Annotated in this window: 18 protein-coding genes, 1 rRNA gene, 1 other RNA gene and 1 pseudogene; 10 read left to right on the forward strand and 11 right to left on the reverse strand. The window is 59.1% G+C overall.

Going from position 1 to position 15,306, the window contains the following annotated elements; all coding sequences use genetic code 11:
- The first annotated feature begins 1 nt into the window (after nucleotide 1).
- The 5 genes from WBK23_RS13910 to WBK23_RS13930 all read left to right on the forward strand — a co-directional run bounded on the left by WBK23_RS13910 (nucleotide 2) and on the right by WBK23_RS13930 (nucleotide 4,031).
- Nucleotides 2-1,555, forward strand: a complete 1,554-nt coding sequence (locus WBK23_RS13910) for a flavin-containing monooxygenase (RefSeq protein ID WP_424484525.1) — start codon at nucleotides 2-4, stop codon at nucleotides 1,553-1,555.
- Nucleotides 1,552-2,436 (forward strand): SDR family NAD(P)-dependent oxidoreductase, encoded by an 885-nt coding sequence (locus tag WBK23_RS13915; protein WP_424484526.1) that lies wholly within the window; start codon nucleotides 1,552-1,554, stop codon nucleotides 2,434-2,436. The genes WBK23_RS13910 and WBK23_RS13915 overlap by 4 nt, the downstream gene beginning before the upstream one ends.
- A 230-nt stretch (nucleotides 2,437-2,666) precedes the next feature.
- A complete protein-coding gene (locus WBK23_RS13920; RefSeq protein ID WP_424484527.1) occupies nucleotides 2,667-3,116 on the forward strand; it encodes a MarR family winged helix-turn-helix transcriptional regulator in 450 nt (149 codons plus the stop codon).
- A gap of 293 nt (nucleotides 3,117-3,409) precedes the next feature.
- Nucleotides 3,410-3,538 carry a hypothetical protein gene (locus tag WBK23_RS13925; RefSeq protein WP_424484528.1) on the forward strand — a complete coding sequence of 43 codons (129 nt, stop codon included), beginning with the start codon at nucleotides 3,410-3,412 and terminating at the stop codon, nucleotides 3,536-3,538.
- 64 nt (nucleotides 3,539-3,602) lie between these two features.
- On the forward strand, nucleotides 3,603-4,031 hold the full coding sequence (locus WBK23_RS13930; RefSeq protein WP_424484529.1) for an organic hydroperoxide resistance protein: 429 nt from the start codon (nucleotides 3,603-3,605) through the stop codon (nucleotides 4,029-4,031).
- Between the two features lie 65 nt (nucleotides 4,032-4,096).
- Here the strand turns inward: WBK23_RS13930 and WBK23_RS13935 are convergent, their stop codons facing one another.
- Together WBK23_RS13935 and WBK23_RS13940 are read right to left on the reverse strand one after the other, a co-directional pair.
- A complete protein-coding gene (locus WBK23_RS13935; RefSeq protein ID WP_424484530.1) occupies nucleotides 4,097-4,375 on the reverse strand; it encodes an antibiotic biosynthesis monooxygenase in 279 nt (92 codons plus the stop codon).
- 25 nt (nucleotides 4,376-4,400) lie between these two features.
- Nucleotides 4,401-5,138 carry an SDR family oxidoreductase gene (locus tag WBK23_RS13940; RefSeq protein ID WP_424484531.1) on the reverse strand — a complete coding sequence of 246 codons (738 nt, stop codon included), beginning with the start codon at nucleotides 5,136-5,138 and terminating at the stop codon, nucleotides 4,401-4,403.
- 300 nt (nucleotides 5,139-5,438) lie between these two features.
- Here WBK23_RS13940 and WBK23_RS13945 point away from each other — a divergent pair, with 300 nt between their 5' ends.
- Together WBK23_RS13945 and WBK23_RS13950 are read left to right on the forward strand one after the other, a co-directional pair.
- A complete protein-coding gene (locus WBK23_RS13945; RefSeq protein WP_424484532.1) occupies nucleotides 5,439-6,365 on the forward strand; it encodes an AraC family transcriptional regulator N-terminal domain-containing protein in 927 nt (308 codons plus the stop codon).
- 217 nt (nucleotides 6,366-6,582) lie between these two features.
- Nucleotides 6,583-6,795, forward strand: a complete 213-nt coding sequence (locus tag WBK23_RS13950; protein ID WP_069516724.1) for a cold-shock protein — start codon at nucleotides 6,583-6,585, stop codon at nucleotides 6,793-6,795.
- Between the two features lie 72 nt (nucleotides 6,796-6,867).
- Here WBK23_RS13950 and WBK23_RS13955 read toward each other — a convergent pair whose 3' ends face one another.
- From WBK23_RS13955 to dnaX, 4 genes are all read right to left on the reverse strand, one after another.
- A complete protein-coding gene (locus WBK23_RS13955) occupies nucleotides 6,868-8,016 on the reverse strand; it encodes an acyl-CoA dehydrogenase family protein (RefSeq protein ID WP_424484533.1) in 1,149 nt (382 codons plus the stop codon).
- A 117-nt stretch (nucleotides 8,017-8,133) separates the two neighbouring features.
- On the reverse strand, nucleotides 8,134-8,733 hold the full coding sequence (recR, locus tag WBK23_RS13960) for a recombination mediator RecR (RefSeq protein ID WP_424484534.1): 600 nt from the start codon (nucleotides 8,731-8,733) through the stop codon (nucleotides 8,134-8,136).
- 117 nt (nucleotides 8,734-8,850) lie between these two features.
- Nucleotides 8,851-9,177 (reverse strand): YbaB/EbfC family nucleoid-associated protein, encoded by a 327-nt coding sequence (locus tag WBK23_RS13965; protein ID WP_424484535.1) that lies wholly within the window; start codon nucleotides 9,175-9,177, stop codon nucleotides 8,851-8,853.
- A gap of 25 nt (nucleotides 9,178-9,202) precedes the next feature.
- Nucleotides 9,203-11,287 carry a DNA polymerase III subunit gamma/tau gene (gene dnaX, locus WBK23_RS13970; protein ID WP_424484536.1) on the reverse strand — a complete coding sequence of 695 codons (2,085 nt, stop codon included), beginning with the start codon at nucleotides 11,285-11,287 and terminating at the stop codon, nucleotides 9,203-9,205.
- Nucleotides 11,288-11,754: 467 nt separating this feature from the next.
- Between dnaX and WBK23_RS13975 the strand changes: the two genes are divergently transcribed.
- Together WBK23_RS13975 and WBK23_RS13980 are read left to right on the forward strand one after the other, a co-directional pair.
- The gene (locus tag WBK23_RS13975; RefSeq protein ID WP_424484537.1) at nucleotides 11,755-11,976 is read left to right on the forward strand and encodes a hypothetical protein; all 222 of its coding nucleotides are present in this window, start codon (nucleotides 11,755-11,757) and stop codon (nucleotides 11,974-11,976) included.
- 69 nt (nucleotides 11,977-12,045) lie between these two features.
- A complete protein-coding gene (locus tag WBK23_RS13980; RefSeq protein ID WP_424484538.1) occupies nucleotides 12,046-12,333 on the forward strand; it encodes a DUF3509 domain-containing protein in 288 nt (95 codons plus the stop codon).
- Between the two features lie 42 nt (nucleotides 12,334-12,375).
- Here the strand turns inward: WBK23_RS13980 and WBK23_RS13985 are convergent, their stop codons facing one another.
- The 4 genes and pseudogenes from WBK23_RS13985 to WBK23_RS14000 all read right to left on the reverse strand — a co-directional run.
- The gene (locus WBK23_RS13985) at nucleotides 12,376-12,651 is read right to left on the reverse strand and encodes a DUF6538 domain-containing protein (protein ID WP_424484539.1); all 276 of its coding nucleotides are present in this window, start codon (nucleotides 12,649-12,651) and stop codon (nucleotides 12,376-12,378) included.
- 82 nt (nucleotides 12,652-12,733) lie between these two features.
- Nucleotides 12,734-12,830: signal recognition particle sRNA small type (ffs, locus tag WBK23_RS13990), an RNA gene on the reverse strand.
- 124 nt (nucleotides 12,831-12,954) lie between these two features.
- Nucleotides 12,955-13,734 carry a methyl-accepting chemotaxis protein gene (locus WBK23_RS13995; protein ID WP_424484551.1) on the reverse strand — a complete coding sequence of 260 codons (780 nt, stop codon included), beginning with the start codon at nucleotides 13,732-13,734 and terminating at the stop codon, nucleotides 12,955-12,957.
- A gap of 78 nt (nucleotides 13,735-13,812) precedes the next feature.
- A pseudogene (locus WBK23_RS14000) lies at nucleotides 13,813-14,589 on the reverse strand (MCP four helix bundle domain-containing protein); the annotation flags it as partial.
- A gap of 149 nt (nucleotides 14,590-14,738) precedes the next feature.
- Here WBK23_RS14000 and WBK23_RS14005 point away from each other — a divergent pair.
- The gene (locus WBK23_RS14005; protein WP_424484552.1) at nucleotides 14,739-15,077 is read left to right on the forward strand and encodes an HU family DNA-binding protein; all 339 of its coding nucleotides are present in this window, start codon (nucleotides 14,739-14,741) and stop codon (nucleotides 15,075-15,077) included.
- A gap of 149 nt (nucleotides 15,078-15,226) precedes the next feature.
- Here WBK23_RS14005 and rrf read toward each other — a convergent pair.
- Nucleotides 15,227-15,306 (reverse strand): 5S ribosomal RNA (gene rrf / locus WBK23_RS14010); the annotation flags it as partial.

Raw genomic sequence — 15,306 nt, forward strand, 5'->3', positions numbered from 1 at the left:
CATGAATGCACCCGTCTCACCCCCTTCTGCCACCCGCCACTGCAAGGTCGCCATTATCGGCACGGGCTTCTCCGGCCTGGGCATGGCCATCCGCCTGAAGCAGGCCGGCGAACATGACTTCCTATTGTTCGAAAAAGAAGCCGGCGTCGGCGGCACTTGGCGGGTCAACAACTACCCGGGCTGCGGCTGTGACGTGCAATCACACCTGTATTCGTTCTCTTTCGAGCAGAACCCCAATTGGACGCGCATGTTCGCCAAGCAGCCGGAAATCCAGGGCTATCTGGAAGGCTGCTGGAGCAAGTACCGCCTGCAGAACCACACCCAACTGAACACCGAAATCACCCGCCTGGCGTGGGACGAGCAAGAAGAGTTCTGGCGCATCAGTGACAGCGCCGGCAACCACTACACCGCGCAATTTGTGGTGTCCGGCATGGGCGCGCTGTCGACGCCGTCAATTCCCGCGCTCAATGGCCTGGAAGACTTCACCGGCAAGATCTTCCACTCGCAGCAGTGGGATCACAGCTATGACCTCACCGGCAAACGCATCGCGGTGATCGGCACCGGCGCGTCTTCGATCCAGTTCGTGCCGCAGATCCAGAAACAGGTCAGCCAACTCGATCTGTACCAGCGCACCGCACCGTGGATCATGCCCAAGCCCGACCGCGCCATCAGCGAGCGCGAGCGCAACCGCTTCAAGCGCTTCCCGCTGCTGCAAAAGCTCTGGCGCGGCACCATCTACGCCCTGCTGGAAAGCCGGGTGATTGGTTTTGCCATGCTGCCCAAAGTGATGACCATCGCCCAGAAAGTCGGCAAGTGGTACATCAACAAGCAGATCAAGGACCCGGTGCTGCGCGCCAAGGTCACCCCGGATTACCTGATGGGCTGCAAGCGCGTGCTGATCTCCAATGACTACTTCCCGGCGCTGACTCAGCCCAACGTCGACCTGATCACCGATGGCATCGCCGAAATCCGCAGCGGCAGCATCCGCACCGTGGACGGCAAAGAGCGTGAGATCGACGCGATCATCTTCGGCACCGGCTTCACCCCAAGCGACCCGCTGCCACGCGGTGTGGTGTTCGGCCGTGGTGGCGTCGACCTGCTCGACACCTGGCCTGAAGGCCCGCAGGCCTACAAAGGCACGCTAACCGCCGGCTTCCCCAACCTGTTTTTCCTGATGGGGCCGAACACCGGTCTGGGCCACAACTCGATGGTTTATATGATCGAGTCGCAGATCCATTACGTGCTGGGCGCGCTCAAACTGGTTGGCGAGCAAGCGCTGCAAAGCCTGGAGGTCAAGCAGGCGGTGCAGGACAAATTCAACGGCAAGTTGCAAGGCAGCCTGGACAACACCGTGTGGAATGCCGGCGGCTGCACCAGCTGGTACCTGCATCCGGTCAGTGGCCGCAACTGCACGGTATGGCCGGGCTTTACCTGGCGCTTCCGCCTGCTGACGCGCAACTTTGACCCAGCGGCCTATCATTTCAGCCGTAAACACGCGGCACACCCGGCGCAGAACAGCGCTATCCAGTTGACTGCCCAGGAGGCCAGCGCATGAAGTCGTTTGAAAACAAGGTAGCCGCCATCACTGGCGCCGGTTCAGGCATTGGCCGCGCCCTGGCTTTCGGCCTGGCTCGTCAGGGTTGCCAGCTGGCGCTCTCCGATGTGAATGCTGAAGGCCTGGCGGAAACCGCTGCCCAGGCGCGCAAGCTTGGGGTCAAGGTCAGTGAAACCCTGGTCAACGTCGCCGACCGTGAAGCCGTGCATGCCTGGGCGGATCAGGTAGTGGCCGAATTCGGCCGGGTCAACGCGATCTTCAACAACGCCGGCGTGGCCCAGGGCGGCACCGTGGAAGGCAACGACTACGCCGACTACGAGTGGATCATGAATATCAACTTCTGGGGCGTGGTCAACGGCACCAAGGCTTTCCTGCCGCATATCAAAGCCTCCGGCAGCGGCCATATCGTCAACGTCTCCAGTGTGTTCGGCCTGTTCGCCCAGCCGGGCATGAGCGCCTACAACGCCAGCAAATTCGCCGTGCGCGGCTTTACCGAATCACTGCGTCAGGAACTGGACATGGCCGATTGCGGCGTGTCGGCCAGCTGCGTGCACCCTGGCGGAATCAGGACCAATATCGCCAAGACCGCGCGGATGAACGCCAGCCTGAGCAGTGTTACCGGCCAGGATGCCGACAAGGCGCGTCAGCAGTTCAACGACCAGTTGCTGCGCACCACACCGGAAAAAGCCGCCCAGGTGATCATCAACGGCACGCTGGCGAACAAGCGACGCATCCTGATCGGCCCGGACGCCTACGCCCTGGATGGCATGCAGCGCCTGCTGCCGGCGTTCTATCAGCGCCTGGTGACTGCATCCATGCGCCTGGCCGCTCGTTTTGCGCCGAAAGGTTCGAGCAAGAAAGCCCAGGCTGCCGTGGAGTAAGCGGCAACCGCTCAAGCCCCAGCGCCGCAAGGTGTCTGGGGCTTTTTTATGCCTGCCATCCCTGGCAGCCACCCTGCGGGCCGTCGCTATGCGACGTTAAAAATGGCTCCCGGCCATTTTTTATGCCTGGCACTTGTCTGCGCGGGATGAATACCGAGTGCATTCAATTGGCATAACAGTAGTTAGCGCGATAAATTGTCGGCAATTGTCCTGGAGCGCTGGAGAACGCCATGAACACGCAAGACCCTTGCGCCGAACTGCTGCTCGATAACCAGCTGTGCTTTGCCCTGTATTCGACTTCGCTGCTGCTGACCAAGGTCTACAAGCCGCTGCTGCAGGAGCTGGGCCTGACCTACCCGCAGTACCTGGCGATGATGGTGCTCTGGGAAGGCGATGGCATCACCGTGGGCGATATCAGCAGTCGCCTGCTGACCGACCCCGGTTCCGTCACCCCACTGCTCAAACGCCTGGAAGCCGAAGGCCTGCTCAAGCGCACCCGCAGCAGTGTCGACGAACGTGTGGTTGAGCTGTTCCTCACCGATAAGGGCCGCAGCCTGTATGAACAGGCCAAATCCATCCCCAGCTGCATTCTCGCAGCCAGCCAGCAATCCACCGCGGAACTCGGCGCCCTGAAAGCTGAGCTGGTCGCCTTGCGCAGCAGCCTGCAACAAGCCGTATAAGCACCTGGGCGACAGACCTGTCGCCCGTCTCGCGCCCTTCCTACTCGTTATTTCACACTTCGCTCAACGATTTCGCCCAGCCGCCGCCCTCGATTACATCGCGCAACAGCCCGCCACTCCTCGCTTATGCCTGAGCACAGCAGCACTTATCGCTAAATGTTCAAAAATATATCTTGCGCACTAAATTAATGAGAACTAGAGTTCTCTCCACGCAACTGATTAGCGCGCAACATTTTAGCGCTAATTAAATCCACTAACCCACTGAACAATCCAGCAACTTGAGGAGAACCGTTATGCAAACCCTGATCACATTCACCATCGCCATTACGCTCTCCGCAGCCGTACTGGCGGACCACAGCCAGAAGCAGCAACAGAACGGCAAGGGCCTGTACCCAGCGTGGCTGATCAACCACGCTGGCTGATCAACCACAGATACCGCAGCACCTGTAACGCGTACCCAACCCAATCAGCTCAGAGGATTCCACCATGTCGATTCAAACCATTGCTTACCGTGCCTACGCAGAAGCCACTGGCGGCCGTGATGGCCGTGCCATCTCCTCCGACGGCGTGCTCGACGTCGCCTTGACCACCCCGAAAGAACTCGGCGGTGCTGGCGGTGCGGGCACCAACCCGGAGCAGCTGTTCGCTGCGGGCTACTCGGCCTGCTTTATCGGTGCGATGAAGTTCGTCGCTGGCCGCGACAAGCTGGCGATGCCAGCAGACGCATCGATTGAAGGTGTAGTGGGTATCGGCGCGATCCCCAACGGTTTCGGCATCGAAGTCGAATTGCGCATCAGCCTGCCGGGTATGGACCGCGAGCAAGCACAGATCCTGATCGACCGCGCGCACATCGTCTGCCCTTACTCCAACGCCACCCGCGGCAATATCGACGTCACCCTGACGCTGGTCGACTAACCCTCAGCTGCCAGCGCCATCTGCAACGCCCCGCCGCTGTCACCAGCGCCGGGGCGTTTTGCCGTTCAAGCAGCCTCGCAGTGCAGGCGGCTAAGCAAACCCTGCTGCAAGGCGTGATCCAGCATCTGTTGCAACAGCGGCGCGGCGAAGAATGCGTGCAACGCCGCTGCCGATTGCCAGCGGCTCTCCAACAACCAGCACGCCGCATCATCTGGCAGTTGCCGCACCTCGACGCCCAGACAACCGGCCATGGCTTGCACGGGCTCGCACAGGTCATCCAGGCACCGCCCCATTTGCTCGGCACGTCCATAGGCGGCGTGCAGCACTGCGGTATGGCTTAGCATCGGCATGCTCTCCAGTGGCACAGACTCAGTAAGGGCTGGCGGTCGGCCGCACGATCAGCTCGCTAACATCGACATCCGCCGGCTGTTCGACGGCATAGGCGATGGCGCGGGCAATCGCATCCGGGGTGATGGCGACCTTGCGAAACGCCTTCATCGCCTCACGGCTCGGCGCATCGGAAATGCTCTCGGCCAACTCCGACTCGACCACTCCCGGCGAGACCAGAGTCACGCGGATGTCGCCACCCACTTCCTGACGCAAGCCTTCGGAGATGGCGCGCACGGCGTACTTGGTCGCGCAATACACCGCACCGGTCGGCACCACGCTGTAAGCCCCGATGGAGGCGATATTGACGAACTGACCGCTGCGCTGAAGCTGCATCGCCGGTAGCGCGGCGGCGATACCGTGCAGAACGCCGCGGATATTCACGTCGATCATGCGGTTCCACTCATCCACTTTCAGTGCATCGAGGCGCGACAGTGGCATGACTCCGGCGTTGTTAATCAGCACATCGACACGGCCGTATTGCGCCAGGGCGGCGTCGACAAACGCCTGGGTATCGGCCTGGCTGGTCACGTCCAGGCGGCGATACTCGGCGTTGCCACCGGCCGCGCGGATCTCACCGACCAGCTGTTCCAGGCGCTCGGTACGCCGCGCGCCGAGCAACAACCGCGCGCCCTTCTCGGCCAGCAAGCGCGCGCAGGCCTCGCCAATACCGCTGCTGGCACCGGTGATCAGAATGACTTTGTCTTGGATATTCAACATGGCCGAATCCTCTGCTGATAAGCGGCAAGGGCTGCCGCGACAGCAACAGATTCCGCCAGATGACAGGTTCTGGGTTAGTCGATTACTGCCGAGTTATTGCCTAAACCTGCAATGCGTAGATTCGGCTTGAATAACTGCGCGCACCCGCCCAGCAACTCACTGACGGCTTTAAAGCCCATAGAACATGGCATCTTGCCTATTGCTGGGGAATTATTGCCTGATCCTGCAACGCCTTATGCTCAGCGCAGACTTGCCTGAAAAACCGGGCTAGTCTGCAAACCAGCCACAGGAGCCCTGCTCATGACATCACCCGCCAGCCCCTCAGCCCTCGACGAAAACCTGGCCCCGCGCCAGGCCGAACTGGCCGCCCTGATCCAGCGCTTGTGCCCGGGCGAAGGCCTGCATGGCACGGCAATCGCCGGTCTCGACCTGGCCTGCGCAACCCAGCCCAGCCTGCCCATGCCGACGCTGTACCGGCCGTGCCTGTGCATCATTGCCCAGGGCCGCAAGGACATTCATCTCGGTGGCGAACAGTACAGCTATGACCCACTGAACTACCTGGTGGCTTCGGTCACCTTGCCCGTTACCGGCCAGGTGATCGACGCCACCCCCGAGCAGCCCTACCTGAGCCTGCGCCTGGACATCGACCCGGCGCAGATCACCAGCCTGATTGCCGACATAGGGCCAATCGGCGTACCCAATCCCGGCCCACGGCGGGCGCTGTACCTGGACCGCCTGGATGCTCAGCTATTGGATGCCGTGCTGCGCCTGCTGCGTTTGCTGGATACGCCGCGCGACATCGGCATGCTTGCGCCGCTGGCCCTGCGCGAAATTTTCTACCGCCTGCTGCATAGCCCGCAGGGCCAGCGCCTGCATGAGATTGCCATCGCCGACAGCCAGGGCCAGCGCATCGCCCGCGCCATCGAATGGCTGAATCAGCACTTCGATCAACCGCTGCGCATCGAGGACCTGGCCCGCGAGGTCAATCTCAGCCCCTCCACCCTGCACCACCGCTTCAAGGCAGTCACCGCGCTCAGCCCGTTGCAGTATCAGAAGCAATTGCGCCTGCAGGAAGCGCGACGCCTGATGCTCTGCGAGGGCCTGGAGGCTGCCTCGGCCAGCTACCGCGTCGGCTACGAAAGTCCGTCGCAGTTCAGCCGTGAATACAGTCGCCTGTTCGGTGCTCCACCCTCGCGCGACCTGGCCCGCCTGCGCAGCTCCGCCTGAAACAGCACGCTCATCTAATACCTGACCACCCTGCAGCCCAGGTAAATAGAGGCCTAGCGTCTGTTTGCACGATAAAAATATGAATAATTAACGTTAATCCCAACACTATCCGTGAAAACGGCCTATTATGGTTGAGCTGACCTGTAGTATCAGCAAAACCGCATAGGTGCTATGAGCACTCTGGCACCGCACTTCGTATCGATTTAAGAGACACACCATGGCAAATCGCGAAACTGGCACCGTCAAATGGTTCAACGATGAGAAAGGCTTCGGCTTCATTACCCCGACTAACGGCGGCGATGACCTCTTCGTTCACTTTAAAGCCATCCAAAGCGACGGTTTCAAAAGCCTGAAAGAAGGCCAGACTGTTACCTACGTGGCCGCTCGCGGTCAGAAAGGTATGCAAGCTGAAGAGGTGCAGGTGGCTTAAGCCCCTGTTCCGCTCCAAAACAAACCCCGCGCTCGCGGGGTTTGTTTTTTCTACTGTTGAATAATTCCTTGCCTATAACCCCATCTGCTTGCTGATGATCTCATTCATGATCTCCCGCGAGCCGCCGCCAATCGACAAAATGCGATTGTCACGGTAAAGGCGCTCGACCAGGCTTTCGCGCATATAGCCCATACCACCCATGATCTGCACGGCGTCATAGGTCAAGCGATCGGCAATATCGGTCGCGAAGTTCTTGGCCATCGAAATCTCCTTGATCACACTCTTGCCCGCAGCCATCTTCGCCGCCTGGCGATAAGTGAAATCGCGCGACACCTCCAGCTGAGTCGCCATCTCCGCCAGACGATGCTTGAGCACCTGGAACTTGCCGATCGGCTTGCCGAATGCCTCGCGCTCTTTGGCCCATTTCATCGACTCTTCAAGCGCCAGTTGCGCCGTCATATTGGCCATGATCGCCAGCGACAGACGCTCGCTCTGGAAATTCGCCATGATGCAGGCAAAGCCCATGTTCTCCGCACCGATCAGGTTACCTACCGGCACCTTGCAGTCGTCGAAGAACAGTTCGGCAGTATCCGATGCCCACCAGCCCATTTTCTTCAGCTTGCGACCCACACTGAAGCCTGGCGTGCCCTTCTCGATCAACAGCAGGCTGACGCCACCGAATCCATCGCCGCCGGTGCGCACGGCCACGGTGTAATAGTCTGCACGCACGCCACTGGTGATAAAGGTCTTGCTGCCTGTTACCCGGTAGTAATCGCCATCACGTACCGCGCGGGTTTTCAGATTAGCCACATCGGAGCCGCCAGACGGCTCGGTCACGGCCAGCGCCATAATCTTCTCGCCCGCCAACACCTGCGGAACGATGCGCTCGCGCAACTCGGGTTTGGCCCATTTCAGCACCGGCGGTAAACCGATATCCAATGAACCCAGCCCCGCGACCAGGCCACCTGAGCCCGAACGCATCAGCTCTTCGCTGGCCGCCACCTTGGCAAAGACGTCGCCCTCATGACTGCCGCCGCACGCCTCCGGATAACCGATACCGAGGATGCCTGCGGCACCGGCCTTGAGATAGAGCTCGCGCGGGAACTCCTCGGCCTCTTCCCAATCGTTGATATTCGGCAGAATTTCGCGCTCGACAAAGCGCCTGACCGAATCACGCACCAGTTGGTGGGAATCATCAAAATATTCTTGGAAAGCTGACATGAGGGATTTCCACTGAGGTTTCAGGGAAATTACCAAGCGCTTGCTTGGTTTACAAGGCGAGGATTACGCCATGTGCAACGCCGATCAGGCCGCGTACGGCTCAATAGGCCTGGTGCGCTATAACTGAATCGGCCGCCGCCCTGCGATTGAATGCGCCAGAGTGCCACCATCGACCAACTCCAGCTCGCCACCCAACGGCATGCCATGGGCGATGCGCGAGGCAATCAGGCCCTTGCCTGCCAGCAATTGAGCGATGTAGTGAGCCGTCGCCTCGCCCTCCACTGTGGGATTAGTGGCGAGAATCACTTCACTGAAATTACCCGCTGCGATTCGTGCCAGCAGCTCGGGAATACCAATGGCTTCCGGCCCCAGGCCATCAAGCGGCGACAGGTGCCCCTTGAGCACAAAGTAGCGCCCACGAAAACCGGTGTGCTCGACTGCATACACATCCATCGGCCCCTCGACCACACAGAGCAGGCTGTCATCACGCCGCGAGTCGAGACACAGCTGACACAGCTCGTCTTCGCTCAGGCTGCGGCACTGCTTGCAGTGGCCAACACCCTCCATCGCCCGTGTCAGCGCTTGAGCCAGACGCAACGCGCCAGAGCGGTCGCGCTCAAGCATCTGCAAGGCCATACGCTGAGCAGTCTTCTGCCCCACGCCCGGCAGGATACGCAGGGAGTCGATCAGATGGCGGATCAACGGGCTGAAGCTCATGGACGGTACTCGGTGATCACTGAATGTTGTGCGTGGATGCAATGTGAGCCGCCGCCTTATCCAGCCTCGACACGATGACGGCTGTATAAGGCGGCACAAGCAACGCTGTGCGCTGTATTAGAAAGGCATCTTGAAGCCTGGCGGCAGTTGCATGCCGGCAGTCATGCCCGACATCTTGTCCTGGCTGTTCTGCTCAACCTTGCGCACCGCATCGTTCACCGCAGCGGCGATCAGGTCTTCAAGGATTTCCTTGTCTTCCTGCATCAGGCTGTCATCCAGGCTGACACGCTTGATGTCGTGGCGACCTGTCATCACCACGCTGACCAGCCCAGCGCCGGATTGACCGGTCACTTCGGCGTTCGCCAGCTCTTCCTGCATCTTCTGCATTTTTTCCTGCATCTGCTGGGCCTGCTTCATCAGGCCGGCCATGCCACCTTTCATCATGGTGCTAGTCCTCGGTAATTAGGGGTTAACTGGGGGTATCTATGGGTTCGATGCTGTCCGCGCGAACAACGGCGGCGAACTGCTGAATCATCTGCTGGATCAATGGATCGTTATGAATAGAGGCCTCAGCGTCACGCTGGCGGCCTGCCCGCTTGCGTGCGGCGGCTTGCGCGGGGGTTTCCTGCTCGGGCTTGACCAACTCGATCTGCAACTTGAGCTCACGCCCATGAAACTGGTTGAGCGCATCATTCACGCGGCGTTGCTGAGTCAGGTTGAACAAGGCCCCATGCGCCGGGTCGAGGTGCAGCAGCCAGTTGTCGCCCTCTACCGCAATCAGGGTGCAGTTGGCTCCGATATTACCGGTCATGCCCGACAACCCCAACTTGGGGAACAGCTCCAACCACTCAGCCGCCAACCCCGTCGCCGGTTGTGCGGCTGGCAGCACCTCAGGCTCAGGCATATCGTCGCGCTCTACGGCATCGAAGTCATAGTCAAACGCGCCGGCGTCCATTTCCACATAATCGTAGTCAGCCAGTGGCGGCTCATCATCCTCAATGTCCGCAGCCGGTGCAGCAGCGACAGTCACCTGCGGCTCAGGCTCGACAGGTGGCTGGGCGATTGCGGTCTCAACCACGGCCGTGGGCTCTGGCGCAGCCACGCTCACAACCTGCTGTTCCCAGGGCAGATCCACAACCTCGACCGCGGCCTGTACAGCAGGCGAGACTTCGAGCGCTACATAAGGCTCAGGCGCGGGAGCAGCTTCGATTGATTCCGGTACCGCAACAGGAACTGGGGCTGCGTTTATGGGAGTCGCTACTGGCCGCTCATCAGGCGCAGCCGTAACCGCGCTCACCACCGCGGGCTCGGCAGCAGGTACAAGCGTTAGCACCGGTGCCGGCTCAGGCACGACACTGGTAATAACCGGCGCAGCCATAGCTGCGCCGGCCACTGGGTTCGGCGCGGGATCAGCAGTGGCCTGACTAATCCCCAGCGGCTTTAGCGTCACCCTGGGCGCAGCGTCGGTATCCGCGGGCCGGAACGCCAGCATACGTAGCAGCACCATCTCGAAGCCGCTGCGCGGGTCAGGTGCAAGCGGCAGATCACGCCGCCCAATCAGCCCCATCTGGTAATAGAACTGTACATCCTCGCCAGGTAGGACCTTGGCCAACTCAAGCACCCGTTCACGGTCGCCCTGACCATTATCAACCGCTTCCGGCAGTGCCTGGGCAATCGCCACGCGGTGCAACACGTTGAGCATTTCAGACAGCACGCCATTCCAGTCCGGACCTTGTTCGGCCAGATGACGAACCGCTTCGATCAAGCCCCGCGCATCGCCCTCAAGCAAGGCATGCAACACGCCATAGACTTGCCCATGATCAAGGGTACCGAGCATGGCGCGCACATCGGCAGCCAAAACCTTGCCTTCGCCGAAAGCAATCGCCTGGTCGGTCAAACTCATGGCATCACGCATCGAACCATCGGCCGCTCGACCAAGCAGCCAGAGCGCGTCATTCTCGAACGGGATATTTTCCGCAGCCAGAACATGAGCAAGGTGATCGACCACCCGCTCCGGCGGCATATTCTTCAGGGAGAACTGCAAGCAGCGCGACAACACGGTGACCGGCAGCTTCTGCGGATCAGTGGTGGCCAGGAGGAATTTGACGTGGGGCGGTGGCTCTTCCAGGGTTTTCAACAACGCGTTGAAAGAGCTGGTGGAGAGCATGTGCACTTCGTCGATCAGGTAGACCTTGAAACGCCCACGGCTCGGCGAGTACTGCACGTTATCCAGCAACTCACGGGTATCTTCAACCTTAGTACGGCTGGCAGCATCGACCTCAATCAAATCGACAAAGCGCCCCTCATCGATCTCTTTACAGATCGAGCACACGCCACAAGGCGTCGAGCTGATTCCGCTTTCGCAATTCAGACACTTGGCGATGATCCGCGCGATGGTGGTCTTGCCCACCCCACGTGTGCCCGTGAACAGATAGGCGTGGTGCAGGCGCTGACTGTCGAGCGCATTGATCAGCGCCTTGAGCACATGAGTCTGGCCAACCATTTCGCTGAACGAGCGCGGACGCCACTTGCGTGCAAGAACCTGATAACTCATCGAAACCCGTCACGAGAGGAAAGCAAAAGTGGGCTAATCCTAACGGAGCATGGGGTAAATTGCATCCGATGCTAGGCCCAGCCATCAATAACTGAGGGCTGGCACGAAGATAGCGCTGGCTAAAGTTTGATCAAACCGCTATCATCCGCCACGTTCGTACCACGCTGTAAGTCAATTAGGCCTTTTGGCCACCTCGATGGTTTCCAACTAAAGAGCGCATTCACCTCACCGGTAATGCCGCACAGCTCTCTAGCCCGACCCAACCTGCTGACTGATCTGGCCGTCCCGCGCAAGCGCTGACTCAGCCCGCCTCCGAAGTACCGACCCGCATACGACGCCCTTCATAGGGAACTTATGCGCGCAGTCCTGCTCCGATCTGAAACATGCAATCGACAATCATGTCGACAGCCTGGAGCCTTATTTAGCGCAATGACGCGCCTTGTAGTTTTTAGGAAACACCCAAAAAAATGAATACTCAACATCAAATTCAGGATGCCATTCGCACCCTTTCCAGTGCATTTGCACCCTTTGACTGCCGAATTCTGGCCGCCCGCAAAGGCAGCTTCAGCTTCACCATCGTTAACGATGCCGGCATCGCCCAACACAGCCAGCGTCTCTACCCTGGCCAGTACAGCGGCGCACACCTGCAGCAAGTGATTGATCGCGCGCGTCAATCATTGGCCGCCTGACCGCCAAGCTGGTGAACTATCCTGCCATCCTGAGGTCAGAAGCTATCACCCTCAGGATGGAACACCGTTATGGATAGCATCAATCACCAACTCGTAGAACAGCTGTTTGCCCCATTGCGCGCCACCTTTAGCGCCCCACGCCCTGATGGCGGCGTCATCCTCTCGCTGCTCGACGCGTCTGACGCCACAGCCTACAGTCGCGTCCTGAGTAAAGCCCAACGCACCGACGCCCAGGCCTTTGCGCAAAGCCTCGAAGACATCCGCCTGGAACTCGCCATGCGCTCCGGCAACATCCCAGCGGATATGCGCAAAGCGCTAAAGGAACAGGACAGCGTACTCAGCTACAACGGCAACTGACGCACCCTGAGAATAAAAAGCCCCGCACATTGGCGGGGCTTTTTATTGAGCGATTGGTGAGCACGCCCGAGACCAGAATCGAATACAGACTAGGCGTTCAACCGAAGGCTTGATGCCCTGGAATGCCTCGGTGAATAGCCGCTGAACTTGCAGCAAAAGCTCGCGCCCACGAATCAACGCTTCGCGCCTACAACGGGCCTGGAGAGAGCGCCGGATTTCCCTTTGAGGGAACAACGGGCGAATGACGTCAGGCACCACGATTCGGAAGTAATAGACCGAGTGGCGAGACAGCAGAAGGTAGGAAGGAGCGCTGGACATCGGTTGTATCACTCCTTGTACCACCGCGCGGCTTGGAGTGAAAAAACCTTTATAAATCAACCAGCTAGAGCACTGGAGGCAACCCTGCCAGCCACACCCCGGCACACAATGTCACCGCTGCGGCTGCTCCCTTCCAGGCCTGACCGGGTTCACGGCTGATCGTTGCGGGGGGACCGGCAGGGCCACCATAACGCAGCTCGCCAGAAGCGAGCCGCGTCATTGTACCGGCTTACCCCGAACTTACAACCGTTTCAAACACTTAGCGCGTAGATCACAAGCAACAGATAGAAACCGCTCATACACCTAGACACGGAACCGGCCAACCAACGTAGTCAGACCGTGCGACAACTCAGATAAACGCTGGCTGGCCTGCGCACTTTGCTCGGAGGTTTGCGCCGCTTCATTAGATATGTCTCGAATATCACTGATATTGCGAGCTATTTCCTCAGTCACACTGCTTTGCTGCTCACACGCTGTGGCGATTTGCGCAGTCATATCATTGATTCGCTGCACCGAATCGCTGGTATCGGTAAGCGCCTGATCGACCCCGGCGGCCTGCTCGACACTTTGTCGCGCCTTACTGCTACCCGAGTGAGTTGCCTTGACCGCATTCTGCACTCCCACCTGCAAACGCTCGATCATCACCTGGATATCCTTGGTTGACTCCTGAGTTCGCGCCGCCAACGCCCGAACTTCATCCGCCACCACCGCAAAACCACGCCCCTGTTCACCGGCCCTGGCCGCCTCGATGGCTGCGTTCAGCGCCAACAAGTTGGTTTGTTCAGCAATCCCTCGGATCACAGCCAGCACCGCACCGATATTGGCCGCCTCCTGCTCGAGGGTTTGAATGGTTGCAGACGCGCTTTCCACCTCTTGCGCCAACTGGCGAATCGAGTTGATGGTCGCCCCCACCACCTGTGCACCCTCGCGTGATTGAGCTTCAGCGCTGCGAGCAGCATCTGCAGCGTTTTGCGCATTGCGTGCGACCTCGTGCACAGCCGAACTCATCTCTGTCGCCGCCGTGCTGACCTGATCTACCGCCGCGTGCTCACTGCTGATCAAGCGGTCATTAGCCGCCGCCATGCCTGCCAAACTCTGCGCCGAGCTTTCAACCTCGCCAGTAACACGCCCGACCTCTTTGATCAGCGGCTGCAGCTTATCGAGAAAGCGATTGAAGGCATGGCTGAGCTTGCCCAGTTCATCATTGGAAAGCACATCCAACCGCACCCGCAAATCACCATCACCGTCGGCAATTTGCTCAATACGGTTGAGCAGGCTGTGCAGCGGCCTTGTAACCAGGATTGGAAAACCCACAACCAGAACAATGCAGACCAATAAACCAATGGCGATAATCAGCCCTTGCTGCCAACTCAATGTTTCACCCAGCGCGATAGCCGCCTGCCCTTCATCATTGGCGGCCTGATCATCCATTTCACCCAGCTTGTCGATGGCTGTGCGCATCACATCGAACTGCTCTTCGCTTGCACCAAAGCTCAGCGCACTGGCCGCCTGAGGATCGCTGGCAGCCAGCTGCAGGACCTGCTGCGAAGTCGCCTTCCAGCGTTCGAATCCGCTATCAAACTGGGCAACCAATTGCATGGCCTCCGCACCAGGTTGCATATCTGCAAACTTGTGCACCCGGTCATAGGCCTGCTGCAGGTTTTCTGCGTGCCCACTGCTCAGGGCGCTGGCATGCTCAGCAACCCCTTCATCGAGCAGGCTACGCTCGGCAACAAAGGCTTGATAAAGATCGCGATCCGCATTCAAGAGCAGGCTGATACCAGGCAGGAAACGATTCGTCAGCCTGGTGCTCGAATCAGCGACTTGAGTGATTCCACGCATACCCAAGAAGCCCATAGACACTAGAAGCACCGCCAACAACAGAATCGGCAGGGCTATTTTCCAGCGGAATCCTAAATCAGCAAAGATGCGAAGCATGCGGGCTCTCCCAGGCAATGGCCAAGTAGCATCAGCTTAGACCACGCCAGGCAAAGCCTTATGAAAGGTGCCAAGACACGCGCCACAGACATCTGCGCAAGAGCCAGATTGCAGGCTAACTGGACCACACACTGTGAATCACAGAGCAAATCACAGTAACCTGCGCAAGACTTTCGAAAGCCCCACTCTCCGCTCAGAGGAATAACACCATGGCCATGACCAAAGACCAATTGATCAGTGATATCGCAGAAGCCATCGACACCCCGAAAAGCACTGTGCGTGCAGCACTCGAGCAGCTCAGTGAAATTGTCAGCGATGCATTAGAGAACGGTGACGAAATTACTCTGCCCGGTATAGGAAAGCTCAAAATCAGTGAGCGCCCCGCACGCACAGGCCGTAACCCACAAACGGGGAAACCCATCGAAATTGCCGCAAAGAAAGTTGTCAAATACGTGCCAGCCAAAGCCCTGAGCGACGCCATCAACTAGGATCCGTAGCGCGCTCACGCAAGAACGCGCTTTTTAGTCATAGGCTGGTATCAAAAACCCTGATCAAAGGCTCATCTGTGCGGGGTTTGTTTTCACGGCACAAAGTAAAACCCCCGACCAGTTTCCTGATCGGGGGTTTTGGTATAGGTGCTTGACGATGACCTACTCTCACATGGGGAAACCCCACACTACCATCGGCGATGCATCGTTTCACTACTGAGTTCGGGAT

The organism is Pseudomonas sp. (assembly GCF_049653025.1).
GTDB lineage: Bacteria > Pseudomonadota > Gammaproteobacteria > Pseudomonadales > Pseudomonadaceae > Aquipseudomonas.

What these genes read in the sequence shown, in the direction of transcription:
- WBK23_RS13910 (WP_424484525.1), top strand. Translation starts at nt 2, where the DNA reads ATGAATGCACCCGTCTCACCCCCTTCTGCCACCCGCCACTGCAAGGTC.
- WBK23_RS13915 (WP_424484526.1), top strand. Translation starts at nt 1,552, where the DNA reads ATGAAGTCGTTTGAAAACAAGGTAGCCGCCATCACTGGCGCCGGTTCA.
- WBK23_RS13920 (WP_424484527.1), top strand. Translation starts at nt 2,667, where the DNA reads ATGAACACGCAAGACCCTTGCGCCGAACTGCTGCTCGATAACCAGCTG.
- WBK23_RS13925 (WP_424484528.1), top strand. Translation starts at nt 3,410, where the DNA reads ATGCAAACCCTGATCACATTCACCATCGCCATTACGCTCTCCGCAGCC.
- WBK23_RS13930 (WP_424484529.1), top strand. Translation starts at nt 3,603, where the DNA reads ATGTCGATTCAAACCATTGCTTACCGTGCCTACGCAGAAGCCACTGGC.
- WBK23_RS13935 (WP_424484530.1), bottom strand. Translation starts at nt 4,375, where the DNA reads ATGCTAAGCCATACCGCAGTGCTGCACGCCGCCTATGGACGTGCCGAG.
- WBK23_RS13940 (WP_424484531.1), bottom strand. Translation starts at nt 5,138, where the DNA reads ATGTTGAATATCCAAGACAAAGTCATTCTGATCACCGGTGCCAGCAGC.
- WBK23_RS13945 (WP_424484532.1), top strand. Translation starts at nt 5,439, where the DNA reads ATGACATCACCCGCCAGCCCCTCAGCCCTCGACGAAAACCTGGCCCCG.
- WBK23_RS13950 (WP_069516724.1), top strand. Translation starts at nt 6,583, where the DNA reads ATGGCAAATCGCGAAACTGGCACCGTCAAATGGTTCAACGATGAGAAA.
- WBK23_RS13955 (WP_424484533.1), bottom strand. Translation starts at nt 8,016, where the DNA reads ATGTCAGCTTTCCAAGAATATTTTGATGATTCCCACCAACTGGTGCGT.
- recR (WP_424484534.1), bottom strand. Translation starts at nt 8,733, where the DNA reads ATGAGCTTCAGCCCGTTGATCCGCCATCTGATCGACTCCCTGCGTATC.
- WBK23_RS13965 (WP_424484535.1), bottom strand. Translation starts at nt 9,177, where the DNA reads ATGATGAAAGGTGGCATGGCCGGCCTGATGAAGCAGGCCCAGCAGATG.
- dnaX (WP_424484536.1), bottom strand. Translation starts at nt 11,287, where the DNA reads ATGAGTTATCAGGTTCTTGCACGCAAGTGGCGTCCGCGCTCGTTCAGC.
- WBK23_RS13975 (WP_424484537.1), top strand. Translation starts at nt 11,755, where the DNA reads ATGAATACTCAACATCAAATTCAGGATGCCATTCGCACCCTTTCCAGT.
- WBK23_RS13980 (WP_424484538.1), top strand. Translation starts at nt 12,046, where the DNA reads ATGGATAGCATCAATCACCAACTCGTAGAACAGCTGTTTGCCCCATTG.
- WBK23_RS13985 (WP_424484539.1), bottom strand. Translation starts at nt 12,651, where the DNA reads ATGTCCAGCGCTCCTTCCTACCTTCTGCTGTCTCGCCACTCGGTCTAT.
- WBK23_RS13995 (WP_424484551.1), bottom strand. Translation starts at nt 13,734, where the DNA reads ATGGCGGCGGCTAATGACCGCTTGATCAGCAGTGAGCACGCGGCGGTA.